The organism is Enterococcus sp. DIV2453a, from assembly GCF_050533535.1.
GTDB classification, from domain to species: domain Bacteria; phylum Bacillota; class Bacilli; order Lactobacillales; family Enterococcaceae; genus Enterococcus; species Enterococcus faecalis.
Map to the genome: position 1 here is coordinate 1,251,279 of NZ_CP172899.1, position 20,281 is coordinate 1,271,559.

The window sequence follows — 20,281 nt, forward strand, 5'->3', positions numbered from 1 at the left end:
TCACAGTACAGCCTTCAAAAGAGCTACAGCTCTAAGAGTTGCGATGTTTCACTGTGAAGCATGAACAGATGAAATCATCGTACCTACTTGGTGAAGGTCCTTCGGAAATAAGCCGAAATTGACTTTCTCACACAAGTGTTCGGCGTATCTTAATCCTTCCAAGTGTTGAGAATCACGAAGAACGTAGTGATTCGATGATGAACAATACCTACTTCGCAGAGCTCCGATCTCATCAATCTCTAAGTGATAAATCACTAAGAATTGAAGGACTTGGTCTCCAAAAATTAAAGAACACCGGGTCCTTCAATTCTAGCATGTTCCATGCGTAGAAATTGATGCGAACGAAACGGAGTGTAGTGTATCATGCAACATCAACTCGTTCCTCGTTGTGTTTTATGACAATTTTCGGAAATTCCTTCTTATTGGCTTTCTCATGTGAGCATTCGTCGCAGTTTAGCCTTCTTAAGTGCTGAGAAACACTATTTGCAAAGCAAATAGATGACATCTGCGATTACTCGATGTATTTGAGCCTTTGGGAGTGTTGAACAGTACCTACTTGGTTCTCGGAGTTAAGCACTTCTGTCCCGACCTCTTATTGCTTATCAAGTTTTAAGACTTAGACAAAAGTCTGGTCAGGCTAAGCGAAGCACGTAATTTTTGTCGCTTAACTTTTTTAACTTCGATTTCTCGCTAAAAAAAATTGTGGATGCCAGATTGTTTTTTTGATGCAAGAGTGATACACTTGAAAAAGAAGTATTGTGTAAACGTTAACAAATGTCAAATGTGAGGTGGAGAAATGGTTCAAAGTAAGGAATTTACGCACTTGAATACACAAGGAGAAGTGCATATGGTTGATATTTCGGAAAAAAATGACACTGAAAGAACAGCCCTCGCTTATGGAGAAATTCACATGTTGGAAGCGACAGCAGAAGCGATCCAGACCCAAATGATTAAAAAAGGTGAAGTATTACAGGTAGCAAGAGTAGCTGGGATTACCGCCGCAAAACGAACGTTTGAATGGATTCCTTTGTGTCATTTGGTTGCTTTGACAAAGTGTGAAATTCAGTTTGATTGGCGCAATCAAACTTGTTTAGAAGTACGTTGCTTTACAAAAACAGTGGGTTCAACTGGCGTTGAAATGGAAGCGCTAACAGGTGTGCAGGCAGCACTCTTAACAATTTATGACATGTGTAAAGCAATTGATCGAGGAATGACAATGACAAACATTGGTTTATTAGAGAAAAATGGTGGACGTAGTGGTCATTTCATTCGTTCTTCAATTAAATCAAAGGAAAGTGATGAGTGAACAGCATGAAAGATGCATTTAACCGTGAAATTGATTATGTTCGTTTGTCTTTAACAGATCGTTGTGACTTACGTTGCACGTATTGCATGCCAGCAACAGGTCTTTGCTTTTTAAAAAAAGAGCAGCTTCTAACAGATGATGAGATTATTTTTTTACTGAGGATATTAGCGAAAGAAGGCATCAAAAAAGTTAAATTAACAGGTGGTGAACCGCTTGTTAGACCAAATTTACTCTCTTTAATTAAAAGGATAAAGCAAATCTCAGGCATCGAAAAAGTAACCCTAACGACTAATGGCATGAAGTTAGCTCGTGAGGCTCAAGGGTTAAAAGAGGTGGGCTTGGACGGCATTAATATTAGCTTAGACACTTTGGATCCAGAAGAATTTCGAGAAATAACAAGAGTTGGTCAGTTAAGGAATGTTCTGGCGGGCTTAGAACAAGCGATTGATGTGGGATTACCTAATATCAAAATTAATACTGTAGCTAGGAAAGAGCTAAGTGAAGCAACAATTGTAGAACTGGCTGAAATCGCTAAGAAAGAGACTGTGCATCTTCGTTTCATTGAAATGATGCCAATTGGATTAGGGAAGGAGCATCCAGGTAAGCAACAAGAAGAAGTAGAAGCCATTTTAACCAAACATTATGGAACGTTACAACCATACCAAAAACCATTGGGCAATGGCCCTGCTAGTTATTACGCCTTAAAAGATTTTAAAGGAAAAATAGGTTTTATTAGTGCATTAGGGCATTGTTTTTGCGAGACGTGCAATCGAATTCGAATTACTGCAGACGGCCATTTAAAAACGTGCCTGCATTCTGCAGACGGCTACTCGTTAAAGGAAGCTTTAGCTAAGGAACAAACAGCAGAATTGTTAGGGATTATCAAGAGTGGCATTGCCTGTAAGCCTGAAAAACATCTTTTCTTGGAACAACAAGGAGAACAACGATTTATGTCACAAATAGGAGGGTAAGTATGAAAACAGGAGAAATTATTGCAATAAATATTAGCCCGCGAAGAGGCACACAGAAAAAGGAAATTCCTGAAGTCAACTTAATTAAAGGTTTCGGATTAGAAAATGATGCGCACGGCGGTAATTGGCATCGACAAGTCAGTTTGTTATCTTTTGAAGAAATAACGGCTTTCAATGAAAAAGGAGCTCGGGTTGGTAATGGTGCTTTCGGGGAAAATATTATCGTCTCAGGGATTGATTTACGTCAATTACCTGTTGGAACGAAAATGAAAATAGGCGATTCCGAATTGGTGGTTACTCAAATTGGGAAAGAGTGCCATAAACACTGTCAGATTTATGCGCGAGTGGGCGATTGCATCATGCCTAGAGAAGGAATCTTTGCAGTTGTTGTGACAGAAGGTCATATTAAAAAAGGAGATCAGTTAGACGTTGTTTAAAGTGGGCATTGTAACATTAAGTGATCGTTGCTTTCAAGGACTTGCTGTCGACCAATCGGGTTCCTTGATTCGTGAACAGTTACCTGCGCTCTACCAGGTAACCAAACAAACCATTTTACCAGATGAAGAAAATCAATTAGTAGAGCTATTGCAAGAGTGGTCTAAGACCTGTGATTTGATTTTAACGACAGGCGGCACAGGGTTGAGTGAACGGGATCGGACCCCAGAAGCTACCTTACGTGTAGCAGAGCGAATCATTCCTGGGATCAGTGAGGGCTTGCGTCAACTTAGCTTGGAAAAAACACCATTTGCTATGTTAAGTCGAGGCGTTTCTGTTCAAAGAGGACGCACGCTCATTGTTAATTTGCCTGGTAGTCCAAAAAGTGTAACAGAACATTTGCATTTTTTGTTGCCTGTTTTGCCCCACGCTTTGGATTTAATCACAAATAAAAAAATCATACATGATGAGGAATAAACCATGAAAACAATTCGAACAGAAGAGGCAGTTGGCCTTCCGTTGAGTCATGATATTACGCGAATTGACTATGGAAAGACCAAGGAAGTGTGTTTTAAAAAAGGACATATAGTTGTTCAAGAAGATATTCCAATTCTTTTATCATTAGGGAAAAAACATCTGTTTGTTTCCTTGGATCCAGCAGAAATACATGAAGAAGAGGCAGCGACATTTTTGTATAACCTGTTAACAGATGACTCATGTCAGCCGAGTGAAGTCCATGAAGGAAAAATTGTTGCTAAAGCTAGCACGAGAGGTCTTTTAAAAGTCAATCGAGAAAAATTAATTGCTTTAAATGAAATTGAAGGTCTTGCCTTGTCAACTAAAATTACCAATATAGAAGTTCAGAAAGATGAAAAAGTTGCAGCCTTTCGAGTGATTCCACTAACAATTTCTAAAAGCCAATTAGAAAAGGCATGCCAGTTCAGCACGTCTGAGCCACTAATCTCTGTGAAACCTTTCAAAAAAATACGGGTCGGGATTGTAACTACTGGCAGTGAAGTTTACACAGGATTGGTTGAGGATGCTTTTTACCCTGTGTTAAAAGCCAAGTTCTCCGCGTATCCTTTAGTTACGATTGTCAAGCAAGAAATTGTCGATGATCAGCCGCAAAAAATTACTGTTGCGATCAAAAAGATGTTAGCACAAGGGCTTGATCTGATTGTTTGTACAGGTGGTATGAGTGTAGATCCTGATGATTTGACACCGTTAGCAATTAAGCAGACAGGTGCTGAAATCGTAACCCATGGGACACCAGTCTTACCAGGCTCAATGTTTTTGCTGGCTTATAAAGGAGAGCAAACGATCATTGGCTTACCAGGTGGTGTTTTATTTTCAGAAAAAACTGTTTTTGATTTGTTGTTACCAAGATTAATGGCCAAAGAAGTGATTAAAAAATCTGAAATTATTGACTTGAGTTATGGCGGGTATTTATAAAAGAAAAGAGGCGTTCAAATGTCTAAACAAAAAAAGACTGTGTTCTTGCTTAGTTTATTCAGTTTAGTTGCCCTAATTGCTGCATGTACAAATCAGCCGCAAAAAGAAACAGTTTCAACAAAAAAAGAAGAAATAACCCTTGCGGCAGCAGCTAGCTTAGAATCAGTCATGGAGAAGAAAATTATTCCAGCCTTTGAAAAAGAGCATCCAGATATTCAGGTAACTGGAACCTATGATAGTTCTGGAAAATTACAGATGCAAATTGAAAAAGGCCTAAAAGCCGATGTATTTTTCTCGGCTTCGACAAAACAAATGAATGCATTGGTTGCAGAAAAACTAATTAATAAGAAAAGTGTCGTTCCTTTATTGGAAAACCAGCTTGTTCTTATTGTGCCTAACCAAGATCAAGCAAAGTGGCATGATTTTTCTGATTTAAAAAAAGCCCAAATGATAGCAATTGGTGATCCTGCGAGTGTTCCAGCTGGTCAATATGCCGAAGAAGGCTTAAAAGCTTTAGGTGCTTGGTCCTATGTAGAAAAACACGCAAGCTTTGGCACGAATGTAACAGAAGTCCTTGAATGGGTAGCGAATGCAAGTGCAGAAGCTGGCTTGGTTTATGCGACAGATGCAGCAACCAATTCAAAAGTAGCGATTGTTGCGGCCATGCCTGAAGCTGCTTTGAAGAAGCCAATCATCTATCCAGTTGGTAAAGTTGCCGCCTCTAAGAAACAAAAATCAGCGGATGCTTTTTTAAATTTTTTACAGAGTCAACAATGCAGAAAATATTTTGAAAATATTGGCTTTAAGTTAACAAAGTAGGTGGGAAAATGGATGTTCGACCAATTCTTTTATCTTTTCAGACAGCAATAATCGCCATTTTATTTACTTTTATTTTAGGAACAGGCGTTGCATATATTGTTTTTCGTTTGAAAAATCGTAAATTAAAAATTCTTTTGAATAGTTTATTTACGTTGCCATTAGTTTTACCGCCGACTGTTTTTGGTTTTTTTCTCTTAACTATTTTTGGTGTTCAGCAACCAGTCGGCCAGTTTTTACTTGATTTTTTTGCCATTCAAGTTGTTTTTTCGTGGCCAGCTACGGTTATTGCTGCCGTTGCTGTTTCATTTCCTTTAATGTATCGTTCAGCCTTAACGGCGTTTGAACAAATGGATAGTGAATTGTTGGCGGTAGCCCAGACACTCGGATTTTCGGAAAGTCGATATTTTAGAAAAATTGCGTTACCTTTGTCGATGAACGGTCTCTTGGCCGGTGGCGTGTTAGCCTTTGCCCGTGGGTTAGGCGAATTTGGAGCGACGACAATGTTAGCAGGGAATATTGCTGGCAAAACAAGAACGCTTCCTTTAGCTATCTACTCTGCTGTAGCAAGTGGGGATTGGCGCTTAGCCAATCAATATGTTGTGATTATGTTATTACTTTGCCTGATTATTTTATTTTTTACGGAATTTTTTAGTCAGCGCGCTTGGAGAAGATCGGAATGAGATTAATTGTTGATATTCAAAAAGAATTGAAAAGTCATACTTTGCAAATTCAGTTTGAAACAAAGACGCAAACAACAGGAATTTTAGGTGCTTCTGGTTGTGGCAAGAGTATGTTATTAAAATGTATTGCGGGTGTTGAGACTGCGGATAAAGGTCAGATTGTTTTAAATGATCAAGTCTTATTCGATGCTGAAAAAAAGATCAATTTGTCGCCGCAACAACGAAAAATTGGTCTTTTGTTTCAGCAGTATGCGTTGTTTCCTCATTTATCGGTAGTAGAAAATCTGACGTGCGTGACAAAAGATTTACAATTGGTCACTCAATTGCTTGCGTCTTTTCACTTAACTAAAGTCCAACAACAATATCCTAGTCAACTTTCTGGAGGACAAAGACAACGAGTGGCTTTTGCGCGAATGCTAGCGGCTCAGCCGGCTTACCTATTATTAGATGAGCCATTTTCCGCATTAGATGCACCCTTAAAGGAAGAGCTGCAAATTGAACTTCAACAGCGATTAAGTAATTTAAATCAACATGCCTTAATTGTGAGTCATAGTTTAGATGAACTGTATAAGTTATGTCAGAGTTTAGTGATAATCACAAAAAAACAAACACTTTTTGGTGCAACAAATCAATTATTTAACCAACCTCAAACGATTGAAGCAGCTAAACTCACTGGTTGTAAAAATATTTGGCCTGTCAAACGCATAGATGCGCACAGAGTCCAAGTGATTGGCTGGCAACAAACACTAACGGTTACACAAGAAGTTCCTATTTCTTGTCATTCTATTGGTATTCGGGCCCATGATTTCACAACAGAACCGCAGGCAACCAATCAAATCGAAGTGCATCACTTACAAACATTGTCAGCACCTTTTGAACAAAGTGCTTGGTTTCAACACCAACAAACCAAAATTTGGTGGAAAGGGAGCAATAGACTCAATCCGAAAGTTATTACTCAGTTATCCATTCCACCTACAGCAATTATGCCATTATGTCTATAAAATAGAAAAAGATTACGTGAAGCGGTTGACATATGATTGCATCTTCATTTATAATAGATTCATGAAAGGTTATTCATGTAAACGGAATAATCGCTATTATATAGGGAGTGAAGGTGTTTAAATGCAAAAGAGTTATAAACTAGAAGGACTTGATTGTGCAAGTTGTGCAGACAAAATTGAAAAATCTGTCCAAAAAATTCACGGAGTAGAAAAAGCGCGTGTGGACTTCATGGCTGAAAAAATGACACTGGAAGTTGAATCAGGACATGATTTAGAAGTCGAAAATGAAGCGCGTGCAGTGATTGGTAAGTTAGAACCAGATGTCAAAGTTATTTCTTTAAAAGATGTCAAAGAAGAAGAGGGACGTAATCCAAATAAGAATCGCTTAATTCGTATCATTATTGCATTTGTTTTATTTTTAGCACTTATTATCATTAAGCCAAGTAATAATTGGGTTGCTTTGGCGTCTTATTTAGTCGTTTATGTCTTAATTGGTGGCGACATTGTCAAACGAGCGGTAACGAATATTTTTCGTGGGGAAGTGTTTGATGAAAATTTCTTAATGTCTGTGGCAACGATTGGGGCATTCTTTATTGGGGAATATCCCGAAGCTGTGGCAGTAATGTTGTTCTACCAAGTCGGCGAATGGTTCCAAAGTGCTGCGGTTGATCAATCCAGAAAATCAATTGCCAAATTAATGGATATTCGTCCAGATTCAGCAAATCTTTTAGTAAATGGACAAATAAAAGCGGTCGCTCCAGATACAATTGAAATTGGGCAACAAATATTAGTGAAACCAGGTGAAAAAGTTCCATTAGATGGTCAAATTATTGATGGATCAAGTATGGTAGATACCTCTGCGTTGACTGGTGAATCCGTTCCAAGAACGGTCAAAGTCGGCGATGAAATCTTAGGTGGTTTTATCAATAAAAATGGGGCCTTGACCATTAATGTTACGAAAAAATTTGGGGATTCAACAGTTAGCAAAATTTTAGATTTAGTTGAAAATGCTAGCAGTAAAAAAGCCCCTGCAGAAAACTTTATTTCTAAATTTGCTCGTTACTATACACCAGTTGTCGTTGTTTTAGCTGTCTTATTGGCAGTGATTCCACCATTTATTTTCCCTGATACTTCTATTAATGAATGGGTTTATCGGGCATTAACGTTCTTGGTTATTTCTTGTCCATGTGCCTTAGTCATTTCTGTTCCTTTAAGTTTCTTCGGTGGAATTGGCGGAGCCAGCAAACTAGGTGTTTTAATTAAAGGGAGCAACTATTTAGAAATTTTAGCGAATACGGAAACGATTGTTTTTGATAAAACTGGTACGCTAACAAAAGGAAATTTTGTGGTTCAAAACATAACTAGTGTTGTTTTACCTGAAGAAGAGTTGTTGCGTTTAACAGCAACAGCAGAACAATTATCCACTCATCCAATTGCTATTTCTATTAAAGAAAGCTATGGCAAAGAAACTGTTCCAGCAACAGCAATTGAAGAGGTTGCCGGTCACGGTATCAAAGCCACAATTGAAGGTAAAACAGTTTTAGTCGGTAATGCGAAGTTAATGAGACAATTTGGTATCGAAGCACCAGAAGTGAAGGAAGCGGGAACTTTAATTTTTGTCGCTATTGATAATCAATTTGCAGGCTACTTAGTGATTGCGGATCAATTGAAACCAGACGCCATTTCAGCAATAAAAGAATTAAAAGCTGAAGGGGTCAAACAAACTGTTATGCTGACTGGAGACAATCAACAAGTTGCAGAAGCTATTGCAAAAGAAGTTGGTGTTGACAAAGTTTATGCGGAACTTTTACCAGATGGCAAAGTGGATCGTTTAGAAGAGTTGTTAAAAGCATCTTCACCTAAAAACAAAGTTGCCTTTGTTGGTGATGGTATGAATGATGCACCTGTTTTAGCCCGGGCTGATGTTGGGATTGCCATGGGTGGTTTAGGAAGTGACGCGGCAATTGAAGCTGCTGATGTGGTGATTATGAATGATGAACCAAGTCGTATCGCCTCTGCGATTAAATTATCAAGAAAAACATTGAGAATTGTTAAACAAAACATTATCTTTGCGATTGCTGTTAAAATCATTGTTTTGGTACTAGGTGCATTAGGCTTGGCTTCAATGCAAGCAGCAGTCTTTGCTGATGTTGGTGTAACTATTATCGCTGTTTTAAATGCTATGCGTTGTTTACGTGTAGAAAAGATGAAAGATAATAACTAAGCCTTAAAAAGTACAGCTGAAACAAACATTTTTAGCTGATTATCAGAGTTTGAGCGTGGGACAAAAATCACTTTGACTTTTTGTTCCACGCTTTTTCTCCTACACAATTTCTATTCGTTCTTAAATTGCCAGAGTTCTTGTAAAGAAATCTTTAAATTTTTCGCTTTGTGGCATATAATAAGAGAGAATTTGTACGAAAATTGCGCTTCGCTTTTTTTTCATGGTACAATAAGCAAGAATGGATTGATTTACAGGAGGGAACCTCAGCATGGCATCAAATGAAAAAACACGATATAAAGCAATCATTGCAGACCATACGTATACAATTATTGGCCAAGAGTCAAAACAACATATGGATTTAGTCACAAAAATTGTCAACGAACAACTGGCGGAAATTAAACATCTTTCTCCGCAAACTGATACGGAACAAGCTTCTGTTTTATTAGCAATTAATGCAATTTCAGATCAACTAAAAAAACAAGAATATGCTTTAAAATTGGAAAAACAAGTAGCAGATTTAAAACAGAAAACCATTCGTTTGGCTGAATTAGAGAATCGTGTGCGCCGAATGGAAATTATCGAAGAAGAAGCACGGGATGTTTTGAAAAAGAATGGACAAGAAGATGTAGAAATTCATAATCATGTGGAAGCCCAACAAATTTTGAATGAAAATCGAAAACAGCAGATTCAAAATAAAGGTGTTTCGGAGTAGTTCCTGAAAGGATGACAAGATGTTAACAATACTTATTTTATTACTTTTAGCCTTTGGATTTTATACAGGAGCTAAACGAGGCTTGATTTTACAAGTGCTCTATTCGGTAGGTTACTTAATTTCATATTTTGTTGCTCGAACCTATTACAAAGAGGTCGCTTCTCATTTAGAATTGTATATTCCATATCCATCGGTTACGCCAACGTCAAAGCTTGTCTTTTTTAATCAAGAGATTTCTTTAGACTTGGACAAAGCCTTTTATTCAGCGGTTGCGTTTTTATTATTGCTGTTTGCAGGCTGGTTGGTCGTTCGTTTTTTAGCTATCTTTTTACATGGATTAACATTTATTCCAGTTTTGAAACAGGTAAATGGACTATTAGGTGGCGTATTAAGTGTTCTTGTGTTATACGTGGGTCTTTTTCTAGTGTTAGCTACGGCGTCAATGATTCCGTCAGATATTGTCCAAAATCAGTTTCGGTCAAGTGGCTTGGCACGAGGCATTGTAAAAAATACCCCAATTCTAACAAAACAAGCATATGAATTATGGGTTGAACCAATTACGAAATAAAGCTGAATGGGACTGAGATAGAGATAAGAAGTAAGTGAGCAAAGCGAAACTTCTTATGTTATGTCTCAGTCTTTTCAACAAATGAAAAAGTTAGAAAAGTAGGTGGAAAAATGAATCAGCGTATTCTATCAACATTAGGGTTTGATAAAGTAAAACAACAGTTGTTGCAATTTATTGTGACAGCTCAGGGGACAAACGAAGTTTCGGAATTATTACCGATTGCTGATGAAAATAAAATTCAATCATGGCTAAATGAAACACAGGATGGTTTAAAAGTTCAACGATTACGTGGTGGAATCCCCATTCCTAAATTAGAAAATATCCAACCACACATGAAACGGATTGAAATTGGTGCGGATTTAAATGGCATAGAATTAGCACAAGTAGGCCGTGTCTTGTCGACTACTTCAGAACTGACTCGTTTTTTTGATGAGTTAAGTGAAAATGAAGTTGATTTTGAACGTTTATATATGTGGCGAGAGCAACTAGAAGTTTTGCCTGAATTAAATCGCCAACTCAAACAAGCCATTGATGATGATGGCTACGTCACAGATGAAGCTTCGCCAGCCTTAAAGGCAATTCGGCAAAATATTCGACGTAGTGAGCAGACCATTCGAGAAGAACTAGATAGTATTATTCGTGGGAAAAACGCACGTTACCTTAGTGATGCTCTTGTTACTATGCGAAATGAACGCTACGTGATTCCAGTCAAACAAGAATATAAAAATATTTTTGGTGGCGTGGTTCACGACCAAAGTGCTTCAGGACAAACCTTATTTATTGAACCTAAACAAATTTTAGAAATGAATAATCGTTTGCGACAACAACAAATTGCCGAAAGAAATGAGATTACTCGCATCTTGGCAGAACTGTCGGCTGAGTTGGTTCCTTATCGCCGAGAAATTACGCATAATGCTTATGTCATCGGTAAACTTGATTTTATTAATGCTAAGGCGCGACTAGGAAAAGAACTAAAAGCAGTTGTTCCAGAAGTTAGTCAAGCAAATCATGTAGTTTTTAAACAAGCCCGGCACCCACTATTAAATCCAGAAAAAGCTGTAGCCAATGACATTGTGATTGGAGAAGAATATCAAGCAATTGTGATTACAGGGCCTAATACCGGCGGGAAAACCATTACTCTGAAAACGTTAGGTCTTTTACAATTAATGGGTCAAGCTGGATTACCTATTCCAGTTGAAGAAGAAAGTAAAATGGGGATTTTTACAGAAGTATTTGCGGATATCGGGGATGAACAATCGATTGAACAAAGTTTAAGTACTTTCTCTTCACATATGACGAATATCGTGTCTGTCTTAAAGAAAGTCGATCATCAAAGTTTAGTACTATTTGATGAATTAGGTGCTGGGACAGATCCGCAAGAAGGGGCCGCTTTAGCGATTGCCATTTTAGATTCATTGGGCGCTAAAGGAGCCTATGTGATGGCAACAACCCATTATCCTGAATTAAAAGTGTATGGTTATAATCGAGCTGGAACAATCAATGCCAGTATGGAATTTGATGTAGATACCTTGAGTCCAACCTATCGTTTATTAATTGGCGTGCCTGGCCGAAGTAATGCTTTTGAAATTTCTAAACGTCTTGGATTAGACAATAGTATTATTGAAGCTGCAAAACAAATAATGGACGGTGAAAGTCAAGATTTAAACGAAATGATTGAAGACTTGGAAAACCGTCGTAAAATGGCCGAAACTGAATATTTAGAAGCTCGCCACTATGTTGATGAATCGGCCGCTTTGCATAAAGAACTGAAAGAAGCCTATCAAGTGTTTTTTGAAGAACGAGAAAAAGAATTACAAAAAGCGCGGAAAGAAGCAAATAAAATTATTGCAGAAGCGGAAGAAAACGCAGAAACCATTATTTCTGATATTCGCAAAATGCAATTGGAAAGTGGCCAACAAGGTGGTGTCAAAGAACATCAGTTAATTGATGCGAAAACACAGCTTTCTCAATTACACCATGAAGAAACCAAGCTTGCTAAAAACAAAGTGCTGAAGAAGGCGAAAGAGCAGAAAAAATTAAAAGTTGGCGATGAAGTAATTGTTAATACCTACGGCCAACGAGGGACCTTATTAAAAGACAACGGCAAAGGACAATGGCAAGTCCAATTAGGCATTTTAAAAATGAACGTATCTGAAGAGGATATGACGCCTGTCGCTCCACAAAAAGAAGCAAAACCAAGAGTTACAACGGTTCGTTCTGCAGAAAGCAGCCATGTTGGCACGCAACTAGACTTACGTGGCAAACGCTACGAAGAAGCATTGGCAGAAGTTGACCAATACATTGATGCTGCGATTCTAGCGGGCTATCCACAAGTAACCATTGTTCACGGCAAAGGAACAGGTGCATTAAGAACCGGAATAACGGAATTTTTAAAAAATCACCGCAGTGTGAAAAGCTATGAATTTGCGCCACAAAACCAAGGTGGTAATGGTGCGACTGTCGTAAAATTCCAATAAACAAGGACTTACAATAAGTAAGCAGAACACTCGCTATCTTAGAGATGACATGTTATACTAAGCATGTAATAAGAGTAAAGAGTAGGAGGTTTGTGAAATGACACAAGCAATTACCGATAAAGATTTTGCAACAGAAACAGATGAAGGATTAGTCTTAATCGACTTTTGGGCAACTTGGTGTGGCCCTTGTCGTATGCAAGCACCCATCTTAGAACAATTATCTGAAGAATATGATGAAGACGAAGTAAAAATCGTCAAAATGGATGTGGATGAAAATCCTGCAACACCAGCAAGTTTTGGAATCATGAGCATCCCAACATTGCTATTGAAAAAAGATGGCGAAGTTGTTGAAAAAGCAGTCGGTGTTCATACAAAAGACCAATTGCAAGCAATGATTGCCAAACACTTATAAACGTTGATTAGTCATTACGAATAGTCTGATTCAGTCTGAAGAGAAATCATTAGCGATTGTCTTTTCAGGCTGTTTCTTTCGTACATAAAGTAGCGGCTTTTTTTGTTTAATTACAAAAAGAGGTGTATAATAGATGAAGTATTTTGTTAGAAAGGAAGTATCGTATGAACGAACGAATAAAAAATAAATTAGCACTGCTTCCTGATCAACCTGGTTGTTATTTAATGAAAGATAAAAACGGCACGATTATCTATGTTGGGAAAGCCAAAATTTTGAAAAACCGTGTCCGGTCTTATTTTCGTGGTAGCCATGATACTAAGACAGAACGATTAGTCAGTGAAATCGATGATTTTGAATATATTGTGACAGAATCGAATATTGAAGCACTTTTATTAGAAATTAATTTAATCCATAAAAATAATCCCAAATATAACATCATGTTAAAAGACGATAAAACCTATCCTTTTATCAAAATCACAAACGAAAAATATCCTCGTTTAATGATTACTCGAAAGGTTTTAAAAGACAAAGCGTTATATTTCGGGCCATATCCAGATGTAAATGCAGCGAATGAAACAAAGAAACTGTTAGATCGGCTTTTTCCTTTGCGAAAATGTAATCCGTCGCAAAAAACACCTTGTTTGTATTACCATTTAGGACAATGTCTGTGTCCCTATGCTTTTGATGTGGATCCGCAAGTCTACAAAGATATGGTGGAAGAGATTAAAGGGTTTCTCTCTGGTGGACATACAGAAATTCAAGACCGCTTACAAGAAAAAATGGCTTATGCAGCTGCACATATGGAATTTGAAAAAGCTGCAGAATTTCGCGATCAAATCAAAGCGATTGAAACAGTTATGACTCGCCAAAAAATGACGAATGTGGATTTAATTGATCGTGATGTGTTTGGTTATGCTGTTGATAAAGGCTGGATGTGTGTCCAAGTATTCTTTGTCAGACAAGGAAAATTAATCGAACGTGATGTATCGATTTTTCCATTTTATGATGATGCCAGTGAAGCATTTTTAACTTTTATTGGACAATTTTATCAAGAGAATGAGCATTTTGTGCCAAAAGAAGTCTTGATTCCTGATGACATTGATAAAGAAAGCGTCGAAGCTTTATTAGTTACGAAAGTCTTGCAGCCGCAACGGGGAGAAAAGAAAAAACTGGTTAAATTAGCCAGTAAAAATGCTGCAGTTGCTTTAAATGAAAAATTTGATTTGATTGTACGGAAACAAGAACGAACAATTGGCGCAGTTGAAAAATTAGGCAATGCGATGAACATACCTGCGCCCATTCGAATTGAAGCATTTGATAATTCAAATATTATGGGAACAAACCCTGTTTCTGCGATGGTTGTGTTTATTGACGGACGGCCAGCTAAAAATGAGTATCGAAAATATAAAATAAAAACCGTCCAAGGTCCTGATGATTACGCTTCTATGAGAGAAGTCATTTATCGCAGATATTCACGAGTTTTAAAAGAAGGCTTGCCTTTTCCTGATTTAATTTTAATCGATGGTGGTAAAGGCCAAGTCGATGTTGCTAAAGATGTGTTAGCCAATCAACTAGGAGTCGATATTCCTGTAGCTGGATTAGCCAAGAACGACAAGCACAAAACGAGTGAACTTTTATTTGGTCCAAACTTAGAAGTTGTACCATTGGAAAGAAACTCACAAGAATTTTTCTTGTTGCAACGAATCCAAGATGAAGTCCATCGTTTCGCCATCACATTCCATCGTCAATTACGTAGTAAAAATAGTTTTGCTTCCAAATTAGATAACATTGAAGGCTTGGGACCGAAACGCAAAAAAAATCTTTTAAAAGAATTTAAATCGCTTAAAAATATTACGTCAGCCAGTGTTGAAGAATTAAGAAAAGCTGGGTTACCTGAAACTGTCGCAAAGAATGTGTATCGTCATTTGCGTCAAGAAACAACCTCTGAGATAGAAAAATAAATGAAAATGAACCAGACAAATTAGGTGCTTTTCCTAATTTGTCTGTTTTTTTTATTCAATTTTTTCATGAAAAGTTGAACTTTCAAGAAAATATGATAACGATTTCTTTCGTGATATACTAAAACTAACTTAAAAGAGAGGACGTCTGATCATGAAAATACTAACACCCGTTTATCAAATAAAATTTAAAAAAGTACCAAATCAATTACTGATTGATGAGCGTTTAATAAATGAATTGGGTACGTGGCTGAATCGTACAGGTCGAATTTGGGCCTGCCAATCATCAAAATCGGCAAAGGAATTTAAAAATACATTTTATGAAAGTACAGGCTTGTCCGCAAATGAAGTGCATATTTCTGCCGAGACGGATGGTCTTTTTCGTTTAGCAGAAAATAAAGCGTCTGATTAAAGTGCAGCATCTTTCCATAACAATTGTCATTGACAAGCCAACACAGTAAAGATACGATATGAGTAACTAAACAGCGGTTTAGAAAAAGTGAAGGGGGCGTTTATGTGTTAGAGGTAAAAGAGTTAGTCAAAACCTTTGGGGATTTTAAAGCAGTTGATCATGTATCCTTTACGATACCGGACGGGAAAATTTTAGGATTAATTGGCCAAAATGGTGCCGGGAAAACAACTACGTTTCGCTTGATTTTAAATTTTTTAACACAAGATAGCGGGTCGGTTTTATGGAATGGTCAACCATTAAACGAAAAAGAATACAATATTATTGGTTATTTACCAGAAGAACGGGGTTTATATCCTAAAATTACGATTGAAGACCAACTAATTTATTTCGCTTCATTGCGGGGGAAAACTAAAAAAGAAATTGAACCTAAAATTGACTTTTGGATGGAAAAATTTCAAGTTAAAGGCAAAAAAACGGATAAAGTTAAATCTTTATCAAAAGGCAATCAACAAAAAGTTCAATTGATTGCGACACTTATTCATGAACCGAAGTTAATTATTTTAGACGAACCATTCAGTGGCTTGGATCCAGTTAATGCAGAATTATTAAAAGACGGCATTATTGAATTGAAAAATCAAGGTTCTTGTGTCATTTTTTCCAGTCATAATATGGACAATGTGGAAAAAATCTGTGACCATTTAGTCATGTTAAAAAATGGACGCATGGTTTTAGATGGTCAGGTTCATGAAATTCGACAACAATTTGGTCGAACAAAATTATTTTTAGAATCACCGTTATCTGTTGAGGAAGTTGCTGCTACAGCAGGTGTGAAAGAAGCACACTTGCGACAAGATGGCGTCTTAGAAGCGACATTAGAAAACGCTGAAGTGGGCAAAGTGTTGTTTGATAAAGCGACAGCCAACGGCTACATTCCAATGTTTAATCAACAACCACCAACATTGGAAGAAATTTTCAAAATGAAAGTAGGTGGGCAAGATGAGTAAATTTTGGATTATTGCGACTGATGTCTATAAGAAAAATGTGAAGTCGCTGTCTTTCTTAATCATGATTTTAGCGCCATTTCTTCTTGTAGGAATTGTTTACTTAGCGGGCTCTCTAGCTAGCGGTTTTTCAGGAGATACTACCATTGGTCTGGTTTCGGAAAACCAAGCGCTGGTTAAAGAGTTGACAAAGAATAAAACAGAGGACTTTTCTTTCAAAGCTGTTTCTTCTGAGAAAAAGGCCCAAGAACAATTAAAAGACGAGAAAATTGATGCCTATTTACTTTTGGACACTACAGATAATCAGATTTCTGGTCAGCTTTACTCTGAACGCTCTTTAGGAAATGCAACCGAGATGCTAATTCCTCAAATGTTAAACCAATTACAAACAATGGCGAATGCCAATCGTTTAAACCTAACAGCTGAGCAAGTTGCCATGTTGAATCAACAAGCAACATTTAAAAAAGCCAAAATTAGTTTTGATGAAAATGGCAAAATAAAAACAGGAGAAGATAACACAGGGATTCAAATGGCGTTAGCAATGGGGATAACAATTTTGTTATTTGTCTTCATCAGCAGTTATTCTTCAATTATTGCCCAAGAGATTGCTTCTGAAAAAGGCACTAGAATCATGGAAGTTATTCTCTCTAGTACAAAAGCGCAAACCCATTTTTATGGCAAATTAACTGGGGTTATTCTAGTAGCTTTAACACAAATTTTTATTTACGGAGTGGCGTTTGTTCTCGGCTATTCTCAATTGAAAAATCTTGATTTTATGAAAAGTCTATTAAGTGGTATTTCACCACAAAGTATCTTTTCATCAACCTTTATTTTTACATTAGGCTTTTTCATTATTGGTATTCTCGTTTTTGCTGTTTTGGCAGCACTTTGTGGTTCTCTTGTTTCCAAACCAGAGGATACAGCAAAAGCAGTTCAGCCCATCATGTATATTGGTTTAATCGGTTATATGATTGGCATTACGTTTGGGACGAATGATCCACAAAATATCGTGGTGAAAGTGACTTCCTTTATTCCGCTGATTTCGTCATACATTATGCCAGTACGCTTGGCGACCGAAACGGCATCAACAATGGAAGCAATTGTCTCATTAGTGATTTTGGCAGTTTTTGGAATTATTTTAACAATCTTCTCTGCTCGTTTATACAAATCAAACGTTCTTGTATACAGCGAAGGCGGCATGATTCAATCCTTAAAACAGTCAATTTCTATTTTAAAAAATGAACAAAAGCATAAATAATTTTTGTTTAACTCTAAAAGGACCCGGTAAATCAGTCAAAGTGACTGATCTGCCGGGTCTTTTTTAGGCACCGTTCGTCGTTCAACTAGACGAACGGTTAATTTTTTTTCAGGAATGTTCGTCTGATTTAATTGGTTGTATAGGTAAATAAATGAGTTTTCGGCTTGATACTGAATGGCATAATCAACAGTCGTAATATGCATCAATTCACTGACATAACTATTATCAAAGCCAATGACAGCGACATCGCGAGGAACGGCATAATTTAGATTTTCAAGTTCTGAAATAAACTCAGCTGCTACGTGATCATTATAAAAGGCCAAAGCTTCTGGCTTTTCGGTTAATTGTTGCCAGTAATGGGCAATTTTGCGACCAGAATGGTTAGTATACTGATCATTAATCAGCCACTCAGCTTGCCAAGGTGCCTGAGTGTTTTCATAAAAATCTTTCATTGCACGTTTTCGTGCGTGCGTGTTTAAATTTTCGGGATTACCGAGGACATGACCGATTTTTTGGTATCCTTGTTGTTGTAAATATTCTAAGGAACGATAGTAACCAGAGTAATGATCAATGTAGGAAGAGTATATATTAGGTGAATCGATACGATGCCAGGTTGCTAAAGGGCCATACGCGCTGTAAGGCTCAATCACCGACCATTCATTTGTTCGTGTCAATAAAAACAAGCCATCTAATTGTTTGTATTTTAATTGGTTCAAGGCATCAATTTCTTTCTGTTGATCGCCATCTGTAAAAAATAAGGTTACGGAATAATTGTATTTTTTGGCAATTGAAATAAAGCGATTCAAGAAAATACCTAAGGAACCTAAATAGCTAGGGGCTAAAAAGCCAATAGTTTTTGTGGCACCTGCTCGTAAATTCCGCGCCACATAATTCGGGGTATAATTTAATTCTTTCATTGCTTTGAGAATTTTTTCTTGACTATCGGCACTCACATATCCTTTTCCAGAAATTAAGCGAGAAACAGTCGATTTCGAGACACCGGCAACTTTTGCTACATCAATGATAGACGTCATTTTTTACCTCCAAAGTGGAATGTATTCTTATAAGAAGTATAGCATACATTTTTTTGAAAATAGTGCTTGACATGGGAACATTCCCATAATTTATCCTAAAGATGTAAACGATAACAATTTAATCAAGGAGGAAGAAGACGGATGACAAGAGGAGCATTAAAAATTGCAACAATTGGTGGCGGTTCTAGTTATACACCTGAATTAATTGAAGGATACATTAAAAGAAAAGATGAACTGCCAATTAAGGAAATTTGGTTAGTCGATATTGAAGCTGGTAAAGAAAAATTGGAAATCGTAGGTGCAATGGCGAAGCGCATGATTAAAGCTGCTGGTTTAGATTGGGAAGTTCATTTAACCTTGGACCGTGAAGCAGCCTTAAAAGGGGCGGATTTTGTTTCAACACAGTTCCGTGTAGGATTATTAGATGCTCGCATTAAAGATGAACGGATTCCTTTGTCCCATGGAGTATTAGGCCAAGAAACAAATGGCGCGGGAGGAATGTTTAAAGCATTTCGAACAATTCCTGTCATTTTAGCTATTATTGACGATATGAAACGCCTTTGCCCAGATGCTTGGTTAGTGAATTTTACTAATCCAGCTGGAATGGTTACGGAAGCTGCAATTAAACATGGCGGTTGGAAAAAAACAGTTGGCTTATGTAATGTGCCGATTGGTCATAGAAAACAAGCGGCCGAAATGCTGGGAATTCCAGAAGAAGACTTATTCTTTAAATTTGCTGGAATTAATCATTTCCATTGGCACCGCGTTTGGGACAAAGAAGGACAAGAGCGAACACAAGAACTCATTGATTTAATTTACGGACCTAAGCAAGAGCAAGAAAGTCATTTGAAAAATATTTTTGATGCGCCGTTCCATTATGAACAGTTAAAAGATTTAGGAATGTTACCATGTGGTTATCATCGCTATTATTATATTGAAGATGAGATGTTGAAGCATTCCGTCGAAGAGTATGAACGGGGCGAAACAAGAGCACAAGTGGTTAAAGAAACGGAAGGTCGTTTGTTTGAATTGTATAAAGATCCCAAACTAGATTACAAACCAAAAGAATTAGAAGAACGGGGCGGCACACACTATAGCGATGCAGCTTGTGAAATGATCGCATCAATCTATAATGATAAACGAACGGATATGGTTGTTTCTACTGAAAATAATGGGACAATTACTGATTTACCGTATGATTGTGTTGTAGAAGTATCTGGACCTGTGACAGCACATGGCCATGAACCTTACAACTGGGGGGCCTTTCCGCCAGCAGCACGAGGAATTATTCAAAATATGAAAGCTATGGAAGAAACGGTTATTCGAGCAGCCATCAATGGTGATTACGGCGCAGCATTGCATGCTTTCACTATTAATCCATTAGTTCCTGGCGGCGTCATGGCGAAGACCTTGTTGGACGAATTATTAATTGCCCACAAAGCACATTTACCGAATTTTGCAGATGCGATTAATAAAATTGAAGAAACACAACCAGAAACAGTCACATATGTGGCCGAATTAATGAAAAGTAATTAAAAAATATCGCACGCTAAAGATTCGT

Annotated in this window: 19 protein-coding genes and 1 pseudogene; 18 read left to right on the forward strand and 2 right to left on the reverse strand. The window is 37.4% G+C overall.

Features of this window, described 5'->3' with window-relative positions; translation table 11 throughout:
* Nucleotides 1–361: 361 nt before the first annotated feature.
* A pseudogene (locus IGK03_RS06225) lies at nt 362–577 on the reverse strand (hypothetical protein).
* 219 nt (nt 578–796) lie between these two features.
* On the opposite strand from IGK03_RS06225, the gene moaC reads away from it, so the two are divergent.
* The 17 genes from moaC to IGK03_RS06310 all read left to right on the forward strand — a co-directional run bounded on the left by moaC (nt 797) and on the right by IGK03_RS06310 (nt 17,686).
* Nucleotides 797–1,306, forward strand: a complete 510-nt coding sequence (gene moaC / locus IGK03_RS06230; protein WP_002366623.1) for a cyclic pyranopterin monophosphate synthase MoaC — start codon at nt 797–799, stop codon at nt 1,304–1,306.
* Nucleotides 1,303–2,277, forward strand: a complete 975-nt coding sequence (moaA, locus tag IGK03_RS06235) for a GTP 3',8-cyclase MoaA (protein WP_289858018.1) — start codon at nt 1,303–1,305, stop codon at nt 2,275–2,277. Before moaC ends, moaA begins: the two co-directional genes overlap by 4 nt.
* 2 nt (nt 2,278–2,279) lie before the next feature.
* The gene (locus tag IGK03_RS06240) at nt 2,280–2,714 is read left to right on the forward strand and encodes an MOSC domain-containing protein (RefSeq protein WP_002357714.1); all 435 of its coding nucleotides are present in this window, start codon (nt 2,280–2,282) and stop codon (nt 2,712–2,714) included.
* Nucleotides 2,707–3,189 (forward strand): MogA/MoaB family molybdenum cofactor biosynthesis protein, encoded by a 483-nt coding sequence (locus tag IGK03_RS06245; protein ID WP_016617934.1) that lies wholly within the window; start codon nt 2,707–2,709, stop codon nt 3,187–3,189. Before IGK03_RS06240 ends, IGK03_RS06245 begins: the two co-directional genes overlap by 8 nt.
* Nucleotides 3,190–3,192: 3 nt before the next feature.
* Nucleotides 3,193–4,164, forward strand: coding sequence for a molybdopterin-binding protein (locus tag IGK03_RS06250; RefSeq protein ID WP_010713437.1), 972 nt, complete (start codon nt 3,193–3,195; stop codon nt 4,162–4,164).
* Between the two features lie 18 nt (nt 4,165–4,182).
* Nucleotides 4,183–4,983: a molybdate ABC transporter substrate-binding protein gene (gene modA / locus IGK03_RS06255; RefSeq protein WP_002357711.1), complete on the forward strand. Its 801-nt coding sequence runs from the start codon at nt 4,183–4,185 to the stop codon at nt 4,981–4,983.
* A gap of 8 nt (nt 4,984–4,991) precedes the next feature.
* Nucleotides 4,992–5,663: a molybdate ABC transporter permease subunit gene (gene modB, locus IGK03_RS06260; protein ID WP_002360415.1), complete on the forward strand. Its 672-nt coding sequence runs from the start codon at nt 4,992–4,994 to the stop codon at nt 5,661–5,663.
* The gene (locus tag IGK03_RS06265; RefSeq protein WP_085406594.1) at nt 5,660–6,664 is read left to right on the forward strand and encodes an ATP-binding cassette domain-containing protein; all 1,005 of its coding nucleotides are present in this window, start codon (nt 5,660–5,662) and stop codon (nt 6,662–6,664) included. The genes modB and IGK03_RS06265 overlap by 4 nt, the downstream gene beginning before the upstream one ends.
* A gap of 121 nt (nt 6,665–6,785) precedes the next feature.
* Nucleotides 6,786–8,888 (forward strand): heavy metal translocating P-type ATPase, encoded by a 2,103-nt coding sequence (locus IGK03_RS06270; RefSeq protein WP_002398260.1) that lies wholly within the window; start codon nt 6,786–6,788, stop codon nt 8,886–8,888.
* A gap of 268 nt (nt 8,889–9,156) precedes the next feature.
* Complete coding sequence (gene zapA / locus IGK03_RS06275) at nt 9,157–9,600, forward strand: cell division protein ZapA (protein ID WP_002357706.1); 444 nt, start codon at nt 9,157–9,159, stop codon at nt 9,598–9,600.
* A gap of 19 nt (nt 9,601–9,619) precedes the next feature.
* On the forward strand, nt 9,620–10,168 hold the full coding sequence (locus tag IGK03_RS06280) for a CvpA family protein (protein ID WP_002357705.1): 549 nt from the start codon (nt 9,620–9,622) through the stop codon (nt 10,166–10,168).
* Nucleotides 10,169–10,278: 110 nt separating this feature from the next.
* A complete protein-coding gene (locus IGK03_RS06285; protein WP_202334822.1) occupies nt 10,279–12,645 on the forward strand; it encodes an endonuclease MutS2 in 2,367 nt (788 codons plus the stop codon).
* Between the two features lie 97 nt (nt 12,646–12,742).
* Nucleotides 12,743–13,057 carry a thioredoxin gene (trxA, locus tag IGK03_RS06290; protein ID WP_002357703.1) on the forward strand — a complete coding sequence of 105 codons (315 nt, stop codon included), beginning with the start codon at nt 12,743–12,745 and terminating at the stop codon, nt 13,055–13,057.
* Between the two features lie 164 nt (nt 13,058–13,221).
* Entirely contained in the window at nt 13,222–15,018 is a 1,797-nt protein-coding gene (gene uvrC / locus IGK03_RS06295; protein WP_010775818.1) for an excinuclease ABC subunit UvrC, read from the forward strand.
* A 151-nt stretch (nt 15,019–15,169) separates the two neighbouring features.
* Entirely contained in the window at nt 15,170–15,427 is a 258-nt protein-coding gene (locus IGK03_RS06300) for a DUF3884 family protein (RefSeq protein WP_010713433.1), read from the forward strand.
* Nucleotides 15,428–15,531: 104 nt separating this feature from the next.
* Complete coding sequence (locus IGK03_RS06305; protein ID WP_002357699.1) at nt 15,532–16,431, forward strand: ABC transporter ATP-binding protein; 900 nt, start codon at nt 15,532–15,534, stop codon at nt 16,429–16,431.
* The gene (locus IGK03_RS06310; protein ID WP_002357698.1) at nt 16,424–17,686 is read left to right on the forward strand and encodes an ABC transporter permease; all 1,263 of its coding nucleotides are present in this window, start codon (nt 16,424–16,426) and stop codon (nt 17,684–17,686) included. The genes IGK03_RS06305 and IGK03_RS06310 overlap by 8 nt, the downstream gene beginning before the upstream one ends.
* A 35-nt stretch (nt 17,687–17,721) precedes the next feature.
* Here IGK03_RS06310 and IGK03_RS06315 read toward each other — a convergent pair whose 3' ends face one another.
* Nucleotides 17,722–18,720: a LacI family DNA-binding transcriptional regulator gene (locus IGK03_RS06315; RefSeq protein WP_002360405.1), complete on the reverse strand. Its 999-nt coding sequence runs from the start codon at nt 18,718–18,720 to the stop codon at nt 17,722–17,724.
* Between the two features lie 141 nt (nt 18,721–18,861).
* Between IGK03_RS06315 and IGK03_RS06320 the strand changes: the two genes are divergently transcribed.
* On the forward strand, nt 18,862–20,256 hold the full coding sequence (locus tag IGK03_RS06320; RefSeq protein WP_033624954.1) for a 6-phospho-beta-glucosidase: 1,395 nt from the start codon (nt 18,862–18,864) through the stop codon (nt 20,254–20,256).
* Nucleotides 20,257–20,281: the final 25 nt, after the last annotated feature.